15 protein-coding genes are annotated in these 23,277 nt (G+C 70.6%); 5 read left to right on the forward strand and 10 right to left on the reverse strand.

Features of this window, described 5'->3' with window-relative positions:
• Nucleotides 1–38: 38 nt before the first annotated feature.
• From ABT025_RS20415 to ABT025_RS20445, 7 genes are all read right to left on the reverse strand, one after another.
• Nucleotides 39–740, reverse strand: coding sequence for a GH12 family glycosyl hydrolase domain-containing protein (locus tag ABT025_RS20415; RefSeq protein WP_350996082.1), 702 nt, complete (start codon nt 738–740; stop codon nt 39–41).
• Between the two features lie 38 nt (nt 741–778).
• Nucleotides 779–3,031: a glycosyl hydrolase family 95 catalytic domain-containing protein gene (locus ABT025_RS20420; RefSeq protein ID WP_350996085.1), complete on the reverse strand. Its 2,253-nt coding sequence runs from the start codon at nt 3,029–3,031 to the stop codon at nt 779–781.
• Nucleotides 3,028–5,004: a beta-galactosidase gene (locus ABT025_RS20425; RefSeq protein WP_350996088.1), complete on the reverse strand. Its 1,977-nt coding sequence runs from the start codon at nt 5,002–5,004 to the stop codon at nt 3,028–3,030. Before ABT025_RS20425 ends, ABT025_RS20420 begins: the two co-directional genes overlap by 4 nt.
• A 15-nt stretch (nt 5,005–5,019) precedes the next feature.
• Entirely contained in the window at nt 5,020–7,266 is a 2,247-nt protein-coding gene (locus ABT025_RS20430; RefSeq protein WP_350996091.1) for a sialidase family protein, read from the reverse strand.
• Nucleotides 7,267–7,443: 177 nt separating this feature from the next.
• Nucleotides 7,444–8,415, reverse strand: coding sequence for a carbohydrate ABC transporter permease (locus ABT025_RS20435; RefSeq protein ID WP_350996094.1), 972 nt, complete (start codon nt 8,413–8,415; stop codon nt 7,444–7,446).
• Nucleotides 8,412–9,545, reverse strand: coding sequence for an ABC transporter permease (locus tag ABT025_RS20440; RefSeq protein WP_350996097.1), 1,134 nt, complete (start codon nt 9,543–9,545; stop codon nt 8,412–8,414). The genes ABT025_RS20435 and ABT025_RS20440 overlap by 4 nt, the downstream gene beginning before the upstream one ends.
• Before the next feature lie 100 nt (nt 9,546–9,645).
• On the reverse strand, nt 9,646–11,319 hold the full coding sequence (locus tag ABT025_RS20445) for an extracellular solute-binding protein (RefSeq protein ID WP_350996100.1): 1,674 nt from the start codon (nt 11,317–11,319) through the stop codon (nt 9,646–9,648).
• Nucleotides 11,320–11,776: 457 nt separating this feature from the next.
• On the opposite strand from ABT025_RS20445, the gene ABT025_RS20450 reads away from it, so the two are divergent.
• Nucleotides 11,777–14,650, forward strand: coding sequence for a glycoside hydrolase family 3 C-terminal domain-containing protein (locus ABT025_RS20450; protein ID WP_350996103.1), 2,874 nt, complete (start codon nt 11,777–11,779; stop codon nt 14,648–14,650).
• A 67-nt stretch (nt 14,651–14,717) separates the two neighbouring features.
• Nucleotides 14,718–16,988 carry an alpha-xylosidase gene (yicI, locus tag ABT025_RS20455; protein WP_350996106.1) on the forward strand — a complete coding sequence of 757 codons (2,271 nt, stop codon included), beginning with the start codon at nt 14,718–14,720 and terminating at the stop codon, nt 16,986–16,988.
• Between the two features lie 60 nt (nt 16,989–17,048).
• Here yicI and ABT025_RS20460 read toward each other — a convergent pair whose 3' ends face one another.
• The 3 genes from ABT025_RS20460 to ABT025_RS20470 form a co-directional block, all read right to left on the reverse strand.
• Nucleotides 17,049–17,585 carry a DUF4232 domain-containing protein gene (locus ABT025_RS20460; RefSeq protein ID WP_350996109.1) on the reverse strand — a complete coding sequence of 179 codons (537 nt, stop codon included), beginning with the start codon at nt 17,583–17,585 and terminating at the stop codon, nt 17,049–17,051.
• A 264-nt stretch (nt 17,586–17,849) separates the two neighbouring features.
• Complete coding sequence (locus ABT025_RS20465) at nt 17,850–19,217, reverse strand: cytochrome P450 (RefSeq protein ID WP_350996112.1); 1,368 nt, start codon at nt 19,215–19,217, stop codon at nt 17,850–17,852.
• Nucleotides 19,218–19,506: 289 nt separating this feature from the next.
• On the reverse strand, nt 19,507–20,355 hold the full coding sequence (locus ABT025_RS20470) for a helix-turn-helix transcriptional regulator (RefSeq protein WP_350996115.1): 849 nt from the start codon (nt 20,353–20,355) through the stop codon (nt 19,507–19,509).
• Nucleotides 20,356–20,546: 191 nt separating this feature from the next.
• Between ABT025_RS20470 and ABT025_RS20475 the strand changes: the two genes are divergently transcribed.
• From ABT025_RS20475 to ABT025_RS20485, 3 genes are all read left to right on the forward strand, one after another.
• Nucleotides 20,547–21,308: an SDR family oxidoreductase gene (locus tag ABT025_RS20475; protein ID WP_350996118.1), complete on the forward strand. Its 762-nt coding sequence runs from the start codon at nt 20,547–20,549 to the stop codon at nt 21,306–21,308.
• 130 nt (nt 21,309–21,438) lie between these two features.
• Nucleotides 21,439–22,008, forward strand: coding sequence for a TetR/AcrR family transcriptional regulator (locus ABT025_RS20480; RefSeq protein ID WP_350996121.1), 570 nt, complete (start codon nt 21,439–21,441; stop codon nt 22,006–22,008).
• Between the two features lie 80 nt (nt 22,009–22,088).
• Nucleotides 22,089–23,276 carry a GDSL-type esterase/lipase family protein gene (locus ABT025_RS20485; RefSeq protein WP_350996124.1) on the forward strand — a complete coding sequence of 396 codons (1,188 nt, stop codon included), beginning with the start codon at nt 22,089–22,091 and terminating at the stop codon, nt 23,274–23,276.
• Nucleotide 23,277: the final 1 nt, after the last annotated feature.

Below are 23,277 nucleotides of genomic sequence, written 5' to 3' on the forward strand. Positions count from 1 at the left end.
CGGCCCCCGTGCGGGGGCCGGCTCCCTGTGCGTACGGATCAGCTCGAGGAGACACCGAATCTGTTCGTCGTGAAGTCCAGTCCGCCCGACGACGAGGTGATCTCGTAGCCGAACTGGACGTCACCGATGGTCTCGTTGCCCCACCAGCCCTTGGTGTCCTTGATCCACTTCAGGATCGGCAGGATGTTCACCGTTCCCGAGGTGGAGTCCGAGGTGCGCAGGAACGAGAAGACCTCGTTGGCCCCGTTGTCGCCCTTGTAGACGGTCCAGGTGTGACCGCCGAGGGTCACCGTTCCCTGCGAGGTGCCGAGCGGGCCCACGGCGCCGTTGTAGTTGACCCAGAGCATGACCTCGTAGTCGTAGTCGCTGTCCCAGATGTCGTACGAGGTGTTGTAGGCACCGGACGACGGGACGGTGACGTTGTAGTTGCTGGTGAGCGACGACAGCGAGGTGATGGACTTGTTGACGACCTTCTTGGCGTTGGGGTACGACTTGATGCCGCCGGTGTTCGGGTGGTCGGCCCGGACTCCCCAGTTGCCGGACGAGTTGGCCCAGATGGACTGTGCGCCTGCGCCGGAACCCCAGATGTTGTTGTACAGGGTGTATCCGTCGGAGGTGGTGTAGTTGCCCCACTGGTCCGACGAGGACCAGATCGCGGCCTGGGCGGGGGCGGCGGCGGCGGCCACCGCCGTTGCCGGGGCCAGTACGAACCTGCCGAGGGTGCGGGTGCGTGTTGCCATGGTTGTCCTTCCATGGTGGGGGGATGGGGTGGGGGGAGCTACCACGGCCCCAGTTCGAGGACGCGGTCCACGCCGGCCCTCAGCTCCAGTGGGGCCGAGGGGTTTCCGGCGGAGGAATCGGTGAGGGTGCTGCCGGCGCCCGTGCGGACATCGATCCGGGCGTCTCGGGTGGGGTGCAGCACAGCGGTCGCGGTGCCGTCGGAGCGCCAGCGCAGATCCAGCCCGGCGCCGAACCTGGTGCGTACGCCGCGCAGTTCGCCGCTCGGGCAGCCCGCCAGTGGTGCGGGCAGCAGGACCAGCCGGGTGGGAGTCGACTGGACGAGCGACTCGATGACCGCCGCGGGCAGCGCGTGGGCGGCGTCCGCGTTGTAGACGTTGCGGGACGGATAGTGGGCGCTCATAAGCGAGTCGTGGAAGAAGTCGCCCGACAGCACGGAGTCCAGCGCCGCGGAGACCCGCACACCGTCCCGGAGGCGTGCGGCGATCAGCGCATGGTGGAGGTGCCCGTGCGCGGAGTCGTTTTCCGACCCGCGCAGTTCCAGTGCGCGGTGCGCGGCGGCCGAGAGCCCGGGAGTGTCGTACGGATTGATCGCGTCCAGCGGCCACACCGGATAGAGGTGGCTGAGATGGCGGTGGTCGTAGGTCTCCTCCAGGCCCGGCCACGCCCACTCGGCGAGGGCGCCGTCCTCGTTGACCCGGTAGTCCGGGAGCAGGTCCGCGAGCTCCCGCCGCCGTGCGGAGGCCGGAGCGGTGGGGGAGCGGGCGGCCGATTCGGTGAGCGCGTGACGGGCCGCCGCGAGGTCCATCGTCGCGTTGACCGTCCCCCAGCTCGCGTTGGCCGGACGGTTCTCCGGTGAGTACGACGGCACGATGGCCACTGTGCCGTCGGGTGCGGTGCGGGTCAGGAAGTCCTCGTAGAACAGCGCGACTTCGTGGAGCGCGTCGACCAGCCGGGGATCCGTCGCCCCGCTCGTCTCGGCGTGCTCGATCAGCGGTTCCAGGAGCCAGTCCGCACCGGCCGTCCACAGATGCAGCGGATAGGCCCGCTGATGGTGGCGGGTGTGGCCGGACTCGCCGTCGGTGTGGGACGGGGCGACGATGCCGCGCGCCCCGAAGAGCGCCCGGGCGTTGTCCCGCCAGTCGGCCAACTGCCCGTACACCAAGGAGGCATGCGCCTCGGACACCTCGGGCAGTGCGGCTGCCGCCGCCGAGGCGATCTGGAGGTTGAGGTTGGCGTTGGTCGTGAACGCCCCCGACCAGGCGGTGTTCCAGTCACCCGTCCACAGGCCGGTCAGCCGGGGCGGCAGTACCCCGGAGGAGGAGAACAGGTGGTAGCGCCCCGCCGCGAACAGCCGCTCCAGCAGTGCGGGGCTGCCCGGCCGGCGTACCAGCTCACTTCCGGGCAGGGCGCGTTCGGCCGGATCGGCGTCCAGGGTCAGCGAGGCCCGCCGGAAGGCCGGGCGGTGCAGTGCGCGGTGCCGGCCGAGCAGCGTCGGGTAGTCGTCGTCCGGCAGCGCCGCGCACTCCGCGGCCAGGTCCAGGCTGCCCGTGTGGCGCCGCACCCGGGTGAGCAGCAGCAGACTCCGCGCCCCCTCGACGCGGATGCCCTCACCCGCGACCGACACCTTGCCGCCGTCCGCCCGGACCACGGTCACGCCGGTGTAGGCGAGTTCGCTGTCCGGGTACCCCACCCCGAGGGACAGGCGGCCGCCTCCCGGTGTCAGCACGGTGCTGCGGCCGATGGCGAGGCGCGGCGGAGCGCCCGGCAGCGCGTGGTCCAGGGTCAGGTCCACCGCGAGGCCGGGGCCGGTGACGTACTGGACGATCACGTCGTCGGCGCGGGAGACGAAGACCTGACTCCGCCGGCCCTCGCACGCGGCGGTGATCTCACCCGTGGCGAAGTCGAGGGTGCGGCGGTAGCCCGGGGGCGGCTCGGCGCCGTCGGAACCGGACGACGAGCCGGGCGTGGGCCGGATCCTGGTCTGGAAGGCCGGATGGAAGGGCTGCACCCACACCAGCGGCCGGCCCGCCCCGAACCGCTCGGCGGCCGTGAGGTCCCCGGCGAGCAGGTCGCTCTGCAACTGGTCAAGCCGGTCCGCGAGTTCGGGCGGACGGAGGTGCTCGCTGCCGTTGGGCCGGACCAGGGTGTGGTGGTTGACGACGACCCGGTCGTCGACCGGGTCCCCGTACACCATCGCCCCGTGCCGGCCGTTGCCGCCGAGGAAGGCGTCCTCCCAGCGGTCTGCGGGACGCGGCTCCCATGTGCCGTCGATGTGGGTGCGGTCGGTCATGGCGCGGCGCTCCGCAGCACGGCCACACCGTAGCGCCCCAGCTCGACCAGGTCCTCGACCTTCCGGCCGGTCAGCAGGTCCTCGTGCGCACCCGGCACGGTTACGGTGACGGTGTCCCGCCCGTGGTGGAGCAGGAAGAGCAGCCCGCCGCGACGGACCGCCTCCACCCCGTCGGGCAGCCCGGCGAGCACCGGCTCCACGCCTGCCTCCCGCACCACGTCGCCGAGCAGCGCACGCAACGCCTCCGGCTCCGGAAGTGTCGACAGATAGCGGGCGCGGTCCTTGCGCAGCACCGCGGGCAGCCCGGCCAGCTCGCCGTCGCGGTACGCGGCCACCACATCGGTGCCCTCGGCCGCCTCCAGCTCCTCCGACCAGAGGGTGCCCTCGAAGCCGTCGCACTCCACGGTCGTCCCGGCGTCCAGCGGCCACCACTCGTGGAGGGTGCGGATGCCGAACAGCTCGCGCAGCCGTCCGTCCATGCCGCCCGGCCTGATGCGGTCGTCCACGTCCGCGATGCCGCTGAAGAAACCGCAGACCAGGGTTCCGCCGCCCTGTGCGTACGCCACGAGATTGTCGATCGAGGCGTCGGTGAGCAGATACAGATGGGGTACGGCGACCGCCTTGAACCGGCTCAGGTCCGCGTCGGGGCGGGCGAACTCGGTGGCGACACCGTTCTCCCACAGGGCGCGGTGCCAGCGCTGCACGACCTCGGTGTAGTCCAGCAACGAGGACGGCCGGCCCTCCTGCGTGCCCGCCCACCACGAGTCCCAGTCGTGCAGGATCGCCACGTCGGCGGGTACGTCACCGCCGCCGACGGCCGGGCCGATCGTGGCGAGCTCCGCCCCCAGGCGCTTGACCTCGCGGAAGGTGCGGCCCTGCTCGCCGGCGTGGGTGAGCATTCCGGAGTGGAACTTCTCCGACCCCTGCCGGGACTGCCGCCACTGGAAGTAGCAGACGGCATCGGCCCCGCGCGCCACGGCCTGCAGCGACCAGAGCCGGTTCAGGCCCTCGGGCTTGGGATGGTTGACGCCCCGCCAGTTGACCGGCCCCGCCGCCTGCTCCATCAGCATCCACGGGCCTGCGGCCTGCGAGCGCGTCATGTCGGCGAGCATCGCGTTGTACTGGCCGCCCTGCGGGTCCCGGGGGTCGGGATAGATGTCGACGGAGACGATGTCCTCCTGCGCCGACCAGGCCCAGGCGTCCTGGCCCGACCAGAGCGGCATGAAGTTCGTCGTCACCGGAATGCGCGGGGTGTGCCGGGCGACGATGTCGCGCTCCGCGACGTAGCACTCCATCAGCGCGTCGGAGGTGAACCGTTTGAAGTCCAGCACCTGTGCCGGGTTCTTCATGTACTGCGCCTTGCGCGGCGGCAGGATCTCCGTCCAGGAGTCGTAGCGCTGGCTCCAGAACGCCGTGCCCCACGCCTCGTTGAGCGCGTGGACGGTGCCGTAGCGGCTGCGCAGCCACCGGCGGAAGTGGGCGGCCGTCTCGTCGCACCAGCAGTGGGTGCAGTACTCGTTGTTGATGTGCCACACGGTGAGCGCCGGATGGTCCACGTACCGCGCCGCGAGGTCCTCGGTGAGGGCCGCGGCGTAGCGCCGGTAGACGGGTGAGCTCGCACAGAACTGCTGCCGCGAGCCGTACCAGACGACCGAGCCGTCCTCCGTGCGCGGCAGGGTCTCCGGGTGCCGAGCCCCCATCCACGGCGGCGGGGACGCGGTCGGGGTGGCGAGGACGACGCCGATGCCGTGCGCGTGCATCAGGTCCATCAGCCGGTCCAGCCAGCCGAACTCCCGGGCTCCTGGGCGTGGTTCGATTTTCGCCCAGGAGAAGACGCCGAGGGTGACGGAGTTGACGCCGGCCTCCTTCATCAGGCGGGCGTCGTCCTCCCACACCTCCTCGGGCCACTGCTCGGGGTTGTAGTCGCCTCCGAAGAGGATGCGGCCACGGGCTGCGTCGCGCAGGGACGGCATGGCGTCTCTCGTTCCTTACTGGGGTTCTGCGTACTGGATGCCGCGGCCGTTGGTGCCCAGATAGACACGGCCGTGGACGCGGGGGTCACCGGTGATCACTTCGCCGGTCCAGCCCCACTGGTGGGAGTCGTCGTTGATCCGGACCCAGGTGGCGCCCGCGTCGTCCGAGCGCAGCACCGCCACGCCGTCGTGCGTCGCGGAGACCCTGCCGGTCTGGAATACCGCGGGATAGTCGGCACCGGGCCGCTTGCGGCCCTTCACCGGAGCCGCCTTGCCGAAGCCCAGGGCGTGCGAGGCCTGGCAGCCGGCCACCGCCGTGAACGTCAGCCCGCCGTCCGTCGAACGGAACAGTCCGTTGTCCTTCGCGGAGAGCCACAGGTCACCGCCGCGTCCGGGGGCTGCCGCCATCTTGAACTGGGCGTCGCCGGACGGGAGTCCGGCCGCACCCCGGGCGAAGGTCGCGCCGCCGTCAGCCGAGTGGAAGACCGCTCCGGTGTCGGTGTCGTAGACGTAGAAGCGACGCGCGTCGAGCGGGTCGGCGACCGGTGCCGCACCCTTGGGGAACGTGGCGACCTCGGTCCAGCTCGCTCCGCCGTCGGTGGATCGGTGCGCCGGGTACTTGGTGCCGTCCCAGTGGACGAACGACCAGAGGAGCACTGATCCGTCCGCGGAGACCGCGACAGGACCGGGGGCCGAGGCGGCGATCTCGGGCTGGGCGGCGAATGGCTGCCACGTCCTGCCGCCGTCGTCCGAGGACGCCCCGGCGGAGGTGGAACCCGACGGCCAGCCGGTCCGGACGACGTACGAGGGCCTGAGCGCGGCCAGGGCGAGTCCGGTGGCCGTTCCGAAGACCGGGTTCGACGCCATGCCGCGCGAGGGCGAGGACGTCAGCGTGTCGTGGTACATCACGCCGATGTCGCCCAGACCGCTGAGGAGGCGGGCGCCCGTTGTCGGCGGGGCTAGCAGGAAGCGTACCGACGACTCCTCCAGACCTCGGATCTCCGGGGCCCAGTGGACGAGGTCGCGGGTCCCGAAGAGCGTCGCGCCGGTCCCGAAGACGATGTGCCGCGAGTCGAACGGGTCTACGGCCACGGCCTGGATCCACCAGCCGAACTTGGCCGACTCCCCGCCCCAGCGCAGATAGGGGGTCTCCGCGACGTCGAGGACCGCGGCGTCCTTGAGCGAGGTCCAGGTGGCACCCGCGTCGGTGGAGCGGAACACCGTGTCGATCTGCGACCAGCGGTTGTTGGTGGTGACGACGAGGGTGCCGGCGCGGCGCGCGTCGACCGCGACACCGCCGTAGCCGAAGCCGTCACCGGCCACGGCGTCGGGCCGTACCGGTGTGACCTCGCTCCAGGTGTCCGTCACCGTGTCGAGCCGGTGGACGGAGCCGGTGGACTGCCCGTTGGGGCCCGGGGCGTCCGCATAGGTCACGTACAGGGCACGGCCCCGGGCGTCGTACGCGGCCCGGACCGGGACCTTCGTCGCCGCGCTCCCGGAGGGCTGTCCGGGCACGGCCTCCCAGCCGCCGGAGCCGTCTGCACGGTAGAGCGCGCTGCCGCCGTCGCCCCAGCCCGCGTACACCGTCCGGCCCGCGGCGACGAGGAACATCACGCCCTGACCGCTCGCCGACGCGGCGGCGGGGAAGTCGGCCGGAGCCCAGGTCGCACCCCGGTCGGTGGAGCGCAGCAGCCCGTCGTGCCGGGTACCGAGCCAGAGTGTGTCACTGTCCCGCGGGTCGACGAGCAGCCGCTCGCCGGCGCCGCGCCCGTCCTCGTTGGCCCCCAGCCGCACCGTCAGGTCGGCCCGCTGCCAGGTCGATCCCCGGTCCTCGGAGCGGAGTACCGCGCCGGGGCTCGCCCAGGACTGGGCGTACGTGCCGCAGGCCAGGTAGAGGCGGTCCGGGTGCGCCGGGTCGACGGCCAGGGCCTCGATGCCGAGCAGGTTCCAGTCGTCCCAGCCCAGGTGGTCGGTGAGCGCGGTCCAGCGGGCCCTGGCGTCGTCCCAGCGGTAGGCGCCGCCGATGTCGGTGCGGGCGTACGCCAGTCCCCTCACGGAGGGGTGGAACAGCACTCCGGTGACGAAACCCGTTCCTCCGATCGCTGCGGTACGCCAGCGGTGGGGTTCGAAGGTGCTGTCCGAGTGGTGCTTCGACGCGGCCGCGGCGGGGCCCGCGACCGGCAGGGCCACTGCGGCCGCGGCGACGGCCGCTCCCGCGAGCACGGTTCTACGACTGGGCGTGGGCGCGGACGAAGTGCGCACGGCGAACACCTTCCGGACAAGGACAAGGGCAAGGACAAGGGCAAGGGCAAGGGCAAGGGCAAGGGCAAGGGCAAGGGCAAGGGCAGAAGAACGAGAACGAGGGGGGCGGGACGAGAGGGTGCGGGGCCGGTTCCGGCAAGCGTGCGGACCGGCCCCGTACCGGGGGTATGCTGGGGATCAGCCCTTCACGGCGCCGGTGAGCATGCCCTTCTGGAAGTGCTTCTGGACGAACGGCGACAGGATCGCGACAGGGATCAGCGCGAGGATCATGACCGCCATCTGCACGGCGAGGCTGTTGATCGACCCGTTGCTGACCGCCGCACCCATGGCCCCCGGGGGCACCTGGTGCTGGAGGACCAGCTGGCGCAGGATCATCTGCAGCGGGTACTTCTCGCTGTCCTGGATGTAGAGCATCGCGTTGAACCACTGGCTCCAGTAGCCCACCGCGTAGAAGAGCGAGATCACGGCGATCACGGCACGCGAGAGCGGCATGATGATCTGGAGCAGGATCCGCCACTCGCCGGCACCGTCGATGCGGGCCGCGTCGATGAGTTCGGGCGCGGTGTCCATGAAGAAGCCGCGCAGGACCAGCACGTTGAAGACGCTGATCGCGCTGGGCAGGATCATCGACCAGTAGCTGTCGCTCAGCCCGATGCCGGTGACCAGAAGGTACGTGGGGATGAGCCCGGCGCCGAAGAACATCGTCGCCATCAGGGTCATCAGCAGCGGACGGTGGGCGTAGGAGTCGCGCCGGCTCAGCCCGTAGGCACACAGGACCGAGACCACCATGCTGACCACCGTGCCGACGACGGTGAGGCCCACGCTCACGGCGGCCGCGCGGGTCACCGCGCCACCGCTGAGCAGTTCCTTGTAGGCGACGAACGTGATGCTCTTCGGCCAGACGACCAGGCCGCCGGCGTCGTTGATCGCCTTTGTGTCGGAGAGGCTGGTGACGAGCACCACCCAGATCGGGATGATCACGATCGCGCAGATCGCGACAAGTCCGAAGCCCTTGAAGGCGAGACCCACCTTGGTGGGCTCCTCCTCCCACACGGGTCGGGGCTCCATCCGCAGCGCGCGCTGCAGCGGGGTCTCGGCGCGCGGTGCGGGCGCTGCCGGGTCCTTCTCAAGTTCCAGGAGAGTTGTCATTTCTTGGAGTACACCCCCTGCTCGCCCAGCATGTGGGCGACCTTGTTGGCACCCAGCACCATGGCGACGCTGAACAGTCCCTTGAAGATTCCGGCGGCTGCCGCGTAGCCGAAGTCGCCGGTTTTGATGCCCGTCCACCAGATGTAGGTGTCCAGGATTTCGGAAGCACCGGCGCCGACTTGGTCGCGCTGGAGCAGGATCTGCTCGAAGTCGAGGTTCAGTGCGCTGCCCACCCGCAGGACGAGCAGGAGCGCGATGACCGGGCGCAGCGCGGGCAGCGTGACGTGCCACATGCGGCGCCAGCGGCCCGCGCCGTCCACGGCCGCGGCCTCGTACAGATCGGTGTTGACGGCGGCGAGCGCGGCGAGGAAGACGATCACACCCCAGCCGGCGTCCTTCCAGACCGCCTGGGCGGAGACCAGGAACTTGAAGAAGCCCGGGTTGGTCATCAGGTCGAAGCCCTCGTGGCCGTGTTCGCGCATCCACTGGGCGACCAGCCCGGCACCGCCGAACATCTGCTGGAAGACGGTGACGACGAGCACCCACGAGAAGAAGTGCGGCAGATAGACGACTGCCTGGACCCAGGCCCGGACCCGCGCGCTCATGATCGTGTTGACCAGCAGTGCGATGGCGATCGGGATGGGGAAGAACAGGACGAGCTGGGTGACGAAGATGACCAGGGTGTTGATCAGGACTTCCCAGAAGCGGTAGTCCTCGAAGATCCGGGTGAAGTTGTCGAAGCCGACGAACGGGCTGCCGGTGATGCCCAGGTCGTACACGTCGTAGTCCTGGAAGGCCACGATGTTCCCGAGCAACGGGATGTAGTTGAAGAGCAGCAGCAGCGCGATGGCCGGCAGGGTCATCAGGACCAGGGTGCGATCGCGCCGCAGCCGTTGGCGCCAGGTGATGCCGCCCGCCTGCGGCCCGGTGCCCGTCGGCGCCTTCGCCGGCTTCTTCGGCCTCTTCACCTTCCGCGTCGTACGGGATCCGCGCGTACCGATCGCGCGGGACCGCTCCGTCCGTGTGCCGCTTCCGTCCTTGCCGTCACCGTCACCGCTGCCGCCGGCCGGGGCTCCGGCCCCGTCGGCGGTGCGGTCCGGGTCGGTCGTGACCGTGGCCCGTGGCTTCACCGTGTGCTCCCCATGTCGTGCTCTCCGCCCCGGCCGCCGGGGGTCGTGCGCCCGGCGGCCTTCTTGCTGTCCTGCGTACGGCCGGTGCGTGTCGTACGTGTCAGACGCCGGAGCCGTTCTTGTCGAGAACGTCCTGGTACCAGGCGCGCAGCTTGTCGCCGCCGCTCTTCTTCCAGGTGTTCACGGCCTCGTCGATGTCGCTGACCTTCTTGCGGCCGCGGCGGATGTCCTTCTGGAGGTCGTCGAAGGGCGTGTACAGGGAGGCGTACCGCTGCGGCTCGACGACCTGCATGCCGAAGAAGAGGGGCTTCTTGATGTTCGGGGCCTGGCGCGCCATCCAGCCCGCGTAGTCCTTGGCCAGCTGCGGCTGGTCCGGGTAGGCGATGGAGGTGGGCGGAGAGGCGAGGAACAGGAAGGTGGAGGGCTGAGCCTCCTCGACACCCTGCGGGGTGTAGGTCGGGGCGCCGTCCTTGATCGTGTAGTGGGTGCCCTTGACGCCGTAGTTGGTGAGCATGAACTCCTCGGTGCCGTACGGCGCTGCGGCGTAGTCGGCGATCGCGAGGAACTCCTCGATCTTCTCCTTGGGGAGCTTCTTGCTGAGGAAGGTGAAGATGCCCGCCGGGTCGGACTGCCACAGGGTCGGCTTGCCGCCGTCTGCGCCGAAGAAGTCGAGCGCCTGCATGTCGAACTCGGGGTTCGCGGCCGCCTGCTCGGTGACCATGCCCTTCCAGCCACCGGTGCCGTCGTTGTACATCACGACATGACCGCTGGTGAAGCGGATCTTCGCGTCGGCGTCCTTGCCGGCCTCGGCGTCCGGGTGGACGTACCCGCCGTCGTGGAGCTTGCGGGCGAAGGCCAGGGCCTCGCGGTACTCCTTCGTCTCGATCTTGTGGACCAGCTTGCCGTTCTCCAACTGCCAGTAGTGCGGCGCGTCGGGGAGCACACCGAAGATCATCTGGATGCAGGTCCAGAGGTCGTCGAACGCCCAGACCTTCTGCTTGGGAGCGGTGTGCTCCTTGCCGAAGGCCAGCAGGTCGTCGGCGCTGGCCGGTACGGCCCCGGAGCCGATCAGGTCCTTGCGGTAGAAGAGCGCGTTGCCGATGACCGGCGTCGGCATGGGCAGGCCGCGCAGCTTGCCGCCGAAGACGGAGTACTGCCAGGCGCCGGTCGGGATGTTCGCCAGGTTCGGGTACTTCTTGGCGGCTTCGCCGGCCAGGTAGGGGGACAGGTCCGCGAACTTGGCGGTGATCGCGTTGCGGATCTGTCCCTGCATGTTCCAGCCGGGGATGGTCATGACGTCCGGGATGTCCGAGCCGGCGAGGACCGCGCCGATCTTGTCCTGGTACGTGTTGCCGTCCTGCGGGTCGAAGTTGAGCGTGGCGCCGACCGCCTTGTTGACCGCTGTGTAGTACGGGTTGTTCTTCTTCGGGACGGTGCCCCACAGCGGCGTCATGACCCGGAACGACGATCCCTTGCCCGGGACCGACTTCACGGAGACGACCAGCGGGTCGGGCAGCTTGGTGAAGCCGGGGCTCGAACCGTTGACGCCCGCGACGTCGGGCTGGACCAGGTTCAGCGGGGCGTAGGCCGGCACGACCTTCTGGAGCGCCTTGCCCGTCGTCGCGCCCTCCTTGTCCTTGGAACCGGAGCCGGAGCCGCCGCACGCGGCGAGCAGCGGTACCCCGCCGGCCACGGCGACAGCGGCGACCGCGCCCGTGGCGAGGAAGCTTCTCCGGCTCGGAGCCGTGGAGGAGGGGGTGGAATTCGGCGTCATTGCGTCAACCCTTCGAGGCGCACCAGGACGACACGTGGCGGGCGACCGCCGTTCGGTTCCTGTGTCTGAGGTGGAGCGTTGCTGACTGAGCCGGCGTGACCGGCCGCAGGTGAAGCGGTTCAACAGGGAAGCGGCAGAACCTGTCGCCGTCCCGGGGAGTTCACGGGCGCCGGGCGCCCCATCGAAGCTCTGTCGAAGCGCTTCGATGTTGCAGCGAGGTTAAGTGAAGGGCCTCAGCCGCACAAGAGTCCGTTTCCAGATTCCTCCGACCTGTTTCCGAACCGTTTCCTGGCGCAATGGGAGGTCGTCGCGTACGGAGGTCGGGGACGGGCCCTTGACATGCGCGGGGTTTGCCACGGAGCATCGAAGCGCTTCGAAAGATCTTCCCAGGCTCCTCGGTCGCCCGTACGAGGCACAGGAACCGGAATACCTCCCACCTCTCCAAGGGGACCCGCACGTGACGGAACAACCGCAGCCCTTCCGCGACCCGCAGCTGACCTTCGCCGAGCGCGTCGAGGATCTGCTTCAGCAGCTCACGCTCGACGAGCGGATCGCGATGCTGCACCAGTTCGCTCCGGCGGTCGACCGGCTCGGACTCGGCGCCTTCCGGACCGGCCAGGAGGCCCTGCACGGTGTGGCCTGGATGGGTCCGGCGACCGTGTTCCCGCAGGCCGTGGGACTCGGCGCCACCTGGAACGACGAACTGGTGCGCCGGGTCGGCGAGGCCGTCGGCAACGAGGTCCGCGCCAAGCGTGCCCAGGACGACCGCGTCGGCCTCAACGTCTGGGCCCCGACCGTGAATCTGCTGCGCAACCCACTGTGGGGACGCGGCGAGGAGGGGTACTCCGAGGACGCCGGACTGACCTCCGCCATCGCGGTCGCGTACACCCGGGGGCTGCGCGGCGACCACCCGCTCTACTGGCGGACCGCCCCCGTCCTCAAGCACTGGCTCGCGCACAACAACGAGACCGGCCGCGACGTCACCTCGTCCTCGGTCAGCCCGCGGGTTCTGCACGAGTACGACCTCAAGGCCTTCCGTGACGCCGTGCAGGCGGGCGCGGTGGCCGGCGTCATGCCCGCGTACAACCTGGTCAACGGGCGTCCCAACCACGTCTCGCCGCTGCTCTCCCAGCAGTTGCGCGCCTGGACCGACCGGTCCCTGGTGGTCTGCTCCGACGCCGGGGCGCCGTCCAACCTCGTTGACTCCGAGCACTACTTCGACACCCACGAAGAGGCGACGGCCGCCTCCCTGCGCGCCGGTGTCGACAGCTTCACCGACCACGGCCAGGACTCCGCAGTCATGACCGGCCGCATTCGCGGCGCCCTGGAGCGCGGACTCCTCGACGAGCACGACATCGACACCGCCGTCCGACGGCTGCTCGAACTCCGCTTCTCGCTCGGCGAGTTCGACCCCGAGATCGACCCGTACGCGGACACCGCCGACTTCGACACCGAGGGCCACCGGGCGCTCGCCCTGGAGGCCGCCGAGCAGGCCGTCGTGCTGCTCAAGAACGACGGGTTGCTGCCGCTCGACCCCGCCGCCGGGAAGACCGTCGCCGTCGTCGGGCTCCTCGCGGACGCCTGCAAGCTCGACTGGTACAGCGGTACGCTCATCCACCGCTCCACCCCGCTCGACGGACTGCGGGAACGCTTCGGCGCCGACCGCATCGTCTTCGCGGAGGGCGCGGACCTGGTCCGGCTGAAGTGCGCGGACGGCTGGCTGCAGATTCCCACGGTGGACGAGAGCCAGGAGCCGGTGCGCGGCGCGGAGGGCGCCCTCGACCCGGCACTGCTCGCGGGCCGCACCGACCTGCCGCCGCTGACCTGTGGCGACACCCCGTCCGAGCTGGCGCTCGTGGACTGGGGCAATGGCGTGATCACCCTGCGGGAACCGGCCGGACGCTATCTCTCCGTCGCGGAGGACGGCTTCGTACGCGCCTCTGCGGACGAGCCGGGCGGCTGGATCGTCCAGGAGACGTTCCGCTGGGAGGCGGCGGAGGGCCATGCGGACGGTCACCGCCTTCTGCACGTGGGAACGGGTAGGTATGTCTCTGTTGCCGCCGACGGTGTAAAGGTTGCCGCCCCGGGCGAGGAAGTTTCCGGCTCCGACCGGGCCGCCGGAACGGTCTTCGAGCTGGAGGTCACCGAGCGCGGCGAGGACGCCGTCGCCCGCGCGGCGGCCGCCGCCGACGTCGTGGTCGTGGTGGCCGGAAACGACGCGCACATCAACGGCCGTGAGACCGAGGACCGCACCACCCTCGACCTCCCCGCCCAGCAGGAACGCCTGTGGCGCGCCGCCCACGCCGCCAACCCGCGCACGGTCCTCGCGGTCACCTCCGCCTACCCGTACGCACTCACCGACGCGGCGGCCACGCTCCCCGCACTCCTGTGGACCGCGCACGGGGGGCAGGCCGCCGGAACCGCGCTCGCCCGCGTCCTCGCGGGTGACGTCTCGCCGGCCGGCCGGCTGCCGCAGACCTGGTACACCTCCGACGCGGAACTGCCCGGTCTGCTGGACTACGACATCATCGGCTCCCGCCAGACCTACCTCTACTACGAAGGCGCCCCGCTCTACTCGTTCGGCCACGGCCTGTCGTACAGCGAGTTCACCTACAGCGCCCTGAACGCCGACCGCGACGGCGACCTCCTGCGGGTGTCGCTGACCGTCACCAACACCGGGGCCGTCGCCGCGGACGAGGTCGCCCAGCTGTACGTGCGCGCGGTGGCTCCGTCCGTCGCCCGGCCCCTGCGCCAGCTGGCGGGCCACCGCCGGCTGCACCTGGCGCCCGGCGCCGCGGAGCGCGTCGACCTCACCGTCCCCGTCGCCGAGCTCGGCCACTGGGACGTGGCGCACGGCCGCTGGACCGTCGACCCGGGAACGTACGAGATCCAGGCAGGCGCCTCCAGTGCGGACATCCGGCTCATCGCCGTCGTCACCGTCGACGGCGACCCGGCCGGACCGCGCGCCGTCCTGGCACGCGGTCTGGACGCCGCCGACTACGACGAGCAGCTGGGCACCGAGATCGTCGACCGCACGAAGACCGACGGTGACGTGGTCACCGCCGTCGCCGACAGCAACGAACTCCTTTACCGCCGCTGCGACTTCGCGTCCGGGGTGAGTGGCGTCGAGGTGTCCGCGTCGGGGGAGGGGGCCGTACGGATCACCGTCGACGGCACCACTGTCACCGTCCCGGTCGCCGCCACCGACGGAGCGTACGACTACCGCACCGTCCACGCCGGGCTGAACGCCTCCGGCACCGGAGACCTGCGCGTCACTCTGAGCGGCACGGTGCGCCTCGCCCGGATCGCCTTCACCGGGGACGCCCGGTGAACCGGACCGCTCCGCGCGCCGCTGTCCCCGCCTCTCCCCAACCAGTTGCCCCCGGCAAGGAGTCCGCATGAAGTTCACCGACGGCTTCTGGCTCATGCGTGAGGGCGTACGCGCCTCCTACGCGACCGAGATCCGCGATCTGCACGTCGGCGAAGGTCAGTTCACCGCCTACGCGGCGGTCAAGCATGTGGCCGAGCGCGGCGACACCCTCAACACCCCGCTCATCACGGTCGAATGCTTCTCCCCGGCCGAGGGAGTCATCGGCGTGCGCACCACCCACCACGCCGGCACGGTGCACCGCGGACCCGACTTCGTCCTCCCCGGCCTCGACGCGGCGGCCGCCGGGGCCCGTACCCGGCGGGACGGCGCGGTCACCGAACTGACCAGCGGCCCGCTGACCCTGCGCACGGACGGTGACGGTCCCTGGGGCCTGACCTTCCTCGACGCCGAGGGCCGGCGCCTCACCGGAGTCGACGCCAAGGGCACCGCCTTCGCCACCACGCCGGACGGCGCCCACCACATGCTGGCCCAACTCGCCCTGGATATCGGCGAGAACGTCTACGGCCTCGGCGAGCGGTTCACCCCGTACGTCAAGAACGGCCAGACCGTCGACATCTGGCAGGCCGACGGCGGCACCAGCAGCGAACTGGCCTACAAGAACATCCCGTTCTACCTCTCGTCACGCGGCTACGGCGTCTTCGTCAACCACCCCGGCAAGGTCTCCTTCGAGATCGGCTCGGAGTCGGTCGGCCAGGTGCAGTTCAGCGTCGAGGACCAGTCGCTGGAGTACTACATCGTCGCCGGGCCGACGCCCAAGGAGGTGCTGGCCCGCTACACCGCGCTCACCGGCCGCCCAGCCCTGCCGCCGGCGTGGTCCTTCGGCCTCTGGCTCACCACCTCCTTCTGCACCTCGTACGACGAGGAGACCGTCACCTCCTTCGTCGACGGCATGGCCGAGCGCGACATCCCGCTCTCCGTCTTCCACTTCGACTGCTTCTGGATGCGCGAGTACCAGTGGTCGGACTTCCTCTGGGACCCCGAGGTCTTCCCCGACCCGGAGGGCATGCTGGCCCGGCTCAAGGAACGCGGCCTGCGGATCAGCATGTGGATCAACCCGTACATCGCCCAGAAGTCCGCACTGTTCGCGGAGGGCGCCGAACTCGGCTACCTGGTGCGCAGACCCGATGGCAACATCTGGCAGTGGGACCTGTGGCAGCCCGGCATGGCCCTGGTCGACTTCACCAACCCTGCGGCGCGCGAGTGGTACAACAGCAAACTCCGCGTCCTGCTCGACCAGGGCGTCGACTGCTTCAAGACGGACTTCGGCGAGCGCATCCCCACCGACGTCGTCTGGCACGACGGCTCCGACCCGGAGCGGATGCACAACTACTACGCGCAGATCTACAACCGCACGGTCTTCGAACTCCTGGAGAAGGAGCGGGGCCACGGCGAGGCGGTGCTCTTCGCCCGCTCGGCCACGGCAGGCGGCCAGCAGTTCCCCGTGCACTGGGGCGGCGACTGCTTCGCCTCGTTCACAGCCATGGCCGAGTCGCTGCGCGGCGGACTCTCGCTGAGCCTGTCCGGCTTCGGCTTCTGGAGCCACGACATCGGCGGCTTCGAGGGCACGCCCGACCCGGCGGTCTTCAAGCGGTGGCTCGCCTTCGGCCTGATGTCCTCGCACAGCCGGCTGCACGGCAACGTGTCCTACCGGGTGCCGTGGGCGTTCGGCGAGGAGGCGGTGGACGTCGCCCGGAAGTTCACCCTGCTCAAGCACCGGCTGATGCCGTACCTGTACGGGGCGGCCGCGACCGCCCACCGCACGGGCGTCCCGATGATGCGCCCCATGCTGCTGGAGTTCCCCGGCGACCCGACGACACGGATGCTGGACCGCCAGTACATGCTCGGGCCCGACCTGCTGGTCGCGCCCGTCTTCACGGAGGACGGACAGGTCGAGTACTACGTGCCCGAGGGCACCTGGACCGTCCTGCTGACCGGTGAGACCGTCACCGGGCCGGTCTGGCGCCACGAGACCCACGGCTTCGACAGCCTGCCTGTCCTGGTGCGCCCCGGCGCGGTGCTCCCGTGGGGTGCCGACGACCAGCGTCCCGACAGCGACTGGCTGGACGGGCTCACGCTGCGGGTCTTCGGTGGTGCGGCCGCGGGTGACAGCAGGTCCGTCACGGTGCCGGACCTGACGGGCGAAACAGCCGCCGAGTTCCGGGTGGTGCGGGACGGGGAGACCCTGACCGTCACTTCCCAGGGCACGGACCGCCCGTACCGCGTGGTGGCGGAGCCGACGGGCAGGACGGCCGAGGGAACAGGCACGGTCACGCTGTAGCGCGTCTGCGGGGCGGGGAGTCACAGCCGTTCACGGCTCCGTCTCCCCGCCCTCGTACGGTCAGTGCGTCGCGCCGGCCAGGGCCCGGTCCGCAGCGCCCCGCGAGGTGTGCCACAGGGTGGTCACCGGCTCCCAGACGCGGATGCCCCGGTCCATGCCCACAGCGGCCGCGCCGAAGGTGACCCCGTAGTGCGCGGGGTCCGCCGCCACCGACAGGCTGCGGACCACATGCCCCTGGGTGGTACCGCGCTCAGCCGTGCGGACGGCGGCGTATCCGCGCTCGCCCGGCGAGAGCACGTACGAACCGCTGGTGGCGGGCGGGACGGGCTGGGCCGAGCCGTCCAGGCCCCGGAACGTGATCGTCGGGATACGGTCCACGACACAGGTGCGGCCGCCCCGGTTGGTGACGGCGATCCGCGCCACGTTGTGCTGCCCACCCGGCGAGGCGGAGATCCTGAGCGACTTCTCCTGGCAGTGGACCGGGCGGACCGGCGCCCCGGTGGAGGCCGCGCCGGCCGCGGCCGACGCTCCGGTGGCCGTCACGGCCAGGGCGGCCGCCGCGGTGAGCGCGGCGGTGAGAGCGGAACTCGGACGCATGATGTTTCTCCCCTTGGATCGACAGCCTGCGGTCGTGGCCTGCGGACGTGGCCCGAGGGCCCCGGTGGCCGGTACGGCCGACACGGACATTCTGAACGGTATGCCCGTTTCATGGCGATAGTTCGGACATATCGGTTCAGTATCTGTCGTCATGCCGCTGCCGTGCCGCTGCCGTAGCTGCCCGCCGTTGCTGCCCGTCGTCGTCGCTGCGGTCGGCGTCGGCCGGCCGGCCGCACCGCGCGGACGGGCAGCAGCGGGCAGGAGCTACCGCGCCCGGACCGTGGCCAGCATCTCGCGGTCCGGCTGCAACGTCAGGGACGGCACGGGGTCGACCGTGCCCGGATCCACATCCAGGTCGAAGCGGCGGGCGAGCACCGCCAGGATCAGCACCGCCTCGACCATCGCGAACCGGGTGCCCAGGCAGACCCGGGGGCCGCCGCCGAACGGGAACCAGGCGTACTCCGCGATCTCGTCGCCCGCGTCCGCGTCCCAGCGCTCCGGGCGGAACTCCTCCGGCTCGGGGAACCACCGCTCGTCCCGGTGCGTGGCCCACTGACTGCTCCACACCCTGGTGCCCTCCGGCATCGGCACTCCGCCGATCCGCGCCCCTTCCTGCGCGACCCCGGTGACCAGCCAGATCGTCGGATACAGCCGCAGCGTCTCCTTGACCACCGCCTGGGTGCAGGTGAGCCGGGCGTAGTCGTCGAACCCCGGCTCGCGGTCACCGAGCACCCGGTCCAGCTCCTCGGTCAGCGCGGCCCGCGCCCCGGGATTGCGGGACAGCAGGTACCAGGCCCACACCAGCGTCGAACTCGTCGTCTCGTGGCCGCCGATGTACAGCGTGACCGTCTCGTCGCGGATCTCCTGGTCCGTGAGCCGCGCCCCCGTCTCGTCGACAGCGGTGAGCAGGCGGCTGAGCAGGTCCGGGCGGTCGTCCCCGCCGTCGCGATGCCGGGCGACGACCCGGCCCACCTCGGCGTCGATGACCGCGGCGGCCTTCTTGATCCTGGCCCGTCCGGGAGTCGGCACCCAGTCCGGCAGCAGTGCGCCGATGCCCGCGAACTCCTTGCCGATCTCCGCCTGTGCCACGTCCATGGCCCGGCCCATCGCCTCGGCGTCCGCGGGGGTGTCGACGCCGAAGATGGTGCGGACGGCGATCTTCTGCGTCAGTGCCGCCATCTCCCGCTTGATGTCGATGCGTTCGCCGCCCGACCAGGTGTCCGCGAGATCCACCGTGCTGTCCGCCATGGTCGCCGCGTACGACCGCACCTGCTTGGGCCGTACGGACGGCTGGACCAGCGACCGCTTGCGCCGCCAGTCGCTGCCGCGCGCCACCACGACGCCGTTGCCCATCACGGTACGGAAGGCGATGCCGAGCCCGGGCTGGTCGAAGGTGCGTTCCGTCTCGGTGAGCAGATCGCCTATGCACTCCGGATCTGCCACGAACACACAGGAGTTGCGGCCGAAGCGCCACTGCACCATGTCGCCGTGGGCGCGCAGCCGCTCGAAGAACGCGAGAGGGTTCTTGGCGAACTGCGGCATGTTCCCGAGAAGGGGCAGCCCCTTCGGACCCGGGACGATCCTGTGGCTGCGCGGCCCGGCATCGACGGCCGGGCCGGTCTCCGTGGACATGAAAGGTCTCCGCTCCCTGGTGGCGCGCCACGATCGGGCGCGCGGCGACATGGCTCCGACGGAGCCGACGACTGCTTACTCGTCACCGGCCTTGTGGAGTACGTGAGTTGTCGAGGGTAGCCGCGCCGGTTGCCGGAGTGCGAGGCGACCGCGCGGCGTTGCGGAGGACGGGGGCCGCACCTCGTCATGCCGTGTCGTGGGGCGGCTGCGCGAAGCTCTCCCGGACGACACGCAGGCATCGCAGCCGGGGGCGCCTCCTGCCTTCATCCCGGCTGCCGGGGAGAGGACTTCAGGGGCCCGGTGTGTGCTGTGCCGGTGGGCTCGCCGGTGAGAGTGCGGCGAGAAGGTGCAGTTTCTCGTCGCTGTCGCTGTCCTTGTCGGGGTAGTAGATGGCGAGGATGACGTCGTCGACGGGGAGTTTGTCGCGGTGGAGCCGTAGCTCACCGACGACGGGGTGGTGGACGGTGACGGTGCCTCCATCGAGGTTGCGGACGTCGTGTCGGGCCCACAGGGTGCGGAACCGCTGACTGGACAGTGCGAGTTCTCCGACGAGTTCGACGAAGCGGGGGTTGTCGGTGTCGTCCCCGATGGTGGTTCGGAGAGCGGCGATGAAGCTGGCGGCGGCTTTCTCCCAGTCCTGCTGAAATGCTTGTTCCTCGGCATCGAGGAAGAGGGAACGGAGCCGGTTCTGGCCGGGCCGCAGGCGCGGGGAGAGAGCGACGGCCATGGGGTTGGAGGCCAGGACGTCGAAGGCGCGCCCCTCGACGAACGCCGGGATCGAGAGGTGGGCGAGGAGCTCGTGCACCCGCGCCGGTACTTGCTCGGGCCGTTTGCGGCGCGGCGCCCTTGGGCGGGCTGCCGTGAGGCCGAGCAGATAGGTCCGCTCGACGTCGTCGAGACGCAGGACGCGCGCGAGTGATTCGAGGACCTGGGGCGAGGGGTTGCCGTCACGGCCCCGTTCCAGGCGCAGGTAGTAGTCGGGGCTGATTCCGGCGAGCAGGGCGACTTCCTCACGGCGCAGGCCGGGGACGCGGCGGTTGCCACCGCCGGGCGGGAGCCCCGCCTGCGCCGGGGAGACCAGCTCGCGCCGTGCGCGGAGGTAGCTGCCGAGCCGGTGCTCGGCTCCCTCGTTCTTCATGGATCCACCGTAATGCGGTGCGCGCCTCTCGGGGGGGGCCCTGTCAGGACCAGGGAAGACGGGGGACCTCCCACGCTCGGTGGATGCCGTCAAGACTTACTGAGTCACTGATCGAAGAAGTACAGAGGCCATCGCTGAATGGCGCCGGGGGCCTGAACCGGCGGTGGTCCGAACCGAAGGGAAGACCTCACGTGGAACTCTCCAACCGCACCGTTCTCATCATCGGCGGAACTTCCGGCATCGGCCGGGAACTGGCACGTCGGTTCGCCGCGGCGGGCAGCACCGTGGCCGTCGGCGGGCGCAGCGCGGAGGCGCTCACCGAACTGTCCGACGAGGGCATCGGCGCGTTCGGCATCGATGTCACCGACGGCGCCTCCGTCGCACGTGCCCGGGACGCCGTACTCGCCCGGTACCCCGAGCTGGACACCGTAGTGATCATGTCGGGCGTGATGCTTCTGGAGGACCTGCTCGACCCGGAGCACTTCGAGGCGGCGCAGACGACCATCGAGACCAACCTGGTCGGCACCATCCGGGTCGTCGACGCCTTCACCCCGCAACTCGTCCGACGCGGCGCCGGCACCTTCGTCACCGTCACGTCCGGCATCGCCTTCCTGCCGTTCCCGCCCATGCCCGCCTACGCTGCCTCGAAGGCCGCGGTACACGCCTACTCCGAGGCGTTGCGCGCGCAGCTCGACGGCACAGGCGTCAGTGTCGTCGAGCTCATTCCCCCGGCCGTCGCCACAGCGGGCCAGGAGAAGGTGAACCCTCACGCACTGCCGCTCGACGACTTCGCCGCCGAGGTCATGCAGCTGCTCTCGCAGAACCCCACTCCGGACGAGATCCTGGTCGAGCGGGTTCTCATGCACCGCTGGGCCGAGCGCGACGGCACCTACGCCGACCTCGTCGTACAGCGCTCCAAGGCCCTGGCCATGCTCCCCGGCCGTCAGGGCTGACGCCTTCTCGCTCCAAGGGCCGCATGGCTGCGAGGCGCGTACGAGGGCGGACCGTGGCTAGGTGACCGACTCATTTGCCTAAAGGTATTAGGTATCTGCATAGTGGGTGATGCCGAACAGGGAGATGAGCATGGTGCGTGCAGGACTGACCCCGGACCGCCTGGCCCAGGCCGGGGCGGAGCTGGCCGACGAGGTCGGTTTCGAGCAGGTGACCGTGTCGGCGCTCGCCCGGCGGTTCGACGTCAAGGTCGCCAGTCTGTACTCGCACCTGAAGAACTCGCACGACCTCCGGACCAGGATCGCCCTGCTCGCCCTGGAGGAGCTCGCCGACCGTGGCGCGGCCGCCCTGGCGGGCCGGGCCGGCAAGGACGCCCTGAGCGCCTTCGCGGACGTCTACCGCGACTACGCCCGTGAGCATCCCGGCCGTTATGCCGCGGCCCAGTACAGGCTCGATCCGGAGGCGGCGGCCGCCAGTGCCGGTGGTCGGCACGCCCGGATGACGCGGGCGATCCTGCGCGGCTACGACCTGACGGAACCGGACCAGACGCACGCGGTCCGGCTGCTGGGCAGCGTCTTCCACGGTTACGTCAGCCTGGAGCTGCAGGGCGGCTTCAGCCACAGCGCCCCCGACTCTCAGGAGTCCTGGACCCGGGTCAAGGACGCACTGGACGCGCTGCTGCGGAACTGGCCCGCACCCTGACCACGATTCCCGGCCGGCCGGCGATGGCCGTCGCCGGCCGGGACCGAAGACTTCAGACGTCACGAGTAGCAGGTAGGGACATGCACACTGAGCCCAGTTGGATCACCACACCGATCACCGCGGACCTTCTGCGCGGCGCGCTCGACCTGGAGCGGACCGAGCGCGGCCTGCGCCCGCACCGGCTGCCCGCGTGGGCCCGAGCGCAGTGCGCCGACGGCCAGCTGGCCATGGCGGAGGCCCAGCCCTCCGGCGTACGGCTGGTGTTCCGTACCCGGGCCGACGTCATCGAGCTGGACGCTCTGCGTACCAAGACGGAGTACACGGGCGCGCCGCCCCGCCCCGACGGTGTGTACGACCTCCTCGTCGACGGACGCCTCGCCGGACAGGCCGACGCGAGTGGCGGCAACGTCCTCATCGCCGACATGACCACCGGGTCCGTCGACGTCCGGCGCGGCCCGGTGGGCACCGTTCGGTTCGACGGTCTGGGCGAAGGCGCCAAGGACGTCGAGCTCTGGCTGCCGTACAACGAGAGCACCGAACTCGTCGCGCTGCGCACCGACGCCTCCGTCGAGCCCGCGCCGGACCGCGGACGACGGGTGTGGCTGCACCACGGCAGCTCGATCAGCCACGGTTCCAACGCGGCGAGCCCCTCCACCACCTGGCCGGCCCTCGCCGCCTCCGTCGGTGGCGTGGAGCTCATCAACCTGGGCCTGGGCGGCAGCGCTCTGCTCGATCCCTTCACCGCCCGCGCGATGCGCGACACCCCCGCGGACCTGATCAGCGTCAAGATCGGCATCAACCTCGTCAACGCGGACCTGATGCGCCTGCGCGCCTTCGCTCCGGCGGTGCACGGCTTCCTCGACACCATCCGCGAGGGGCATCCGGACGCCCCGTTGCTGGTCGTCTCGCCCGTCCTGTGTCCCATCCACGAGGACACCCCCGGCCCCAGCGCCCCCGACTTCAGCAACCTCGCCGAGGGCAGGCTCCGGTTCACGGCCATGGGCGACCCCGCGGAACGTGCCGCCGGAAAGCTGACGCTCAACATCATCCGGGACGAATTGAGCCGCCTCGTGACGCAGCGCTCGGCCGACGACCCGAACCTCCACTACCTCGACGGCCGCAGCCTCTACGGCGAGAAGGATCTCGCCGAACTACCGCTGCCCGACGCGCTCCACCCGGACGCCGCCACCCACCGCCGCATCGGCGACCGCTTCGCCGGCCTGGTGTTCACCGACGACGGCCCGTTCGCCGCCGACCGCGCCGTCTGAA

This window comes from Streptomyces sp. NPDC002809, from assembly GCF_040295435.1.
Taxonomy (GTDB): domain Bacteria; phylum Actinomycetota; class Actinomycetes; order Streptomycetales; family Streptomycetaceae; genus Streptomyces.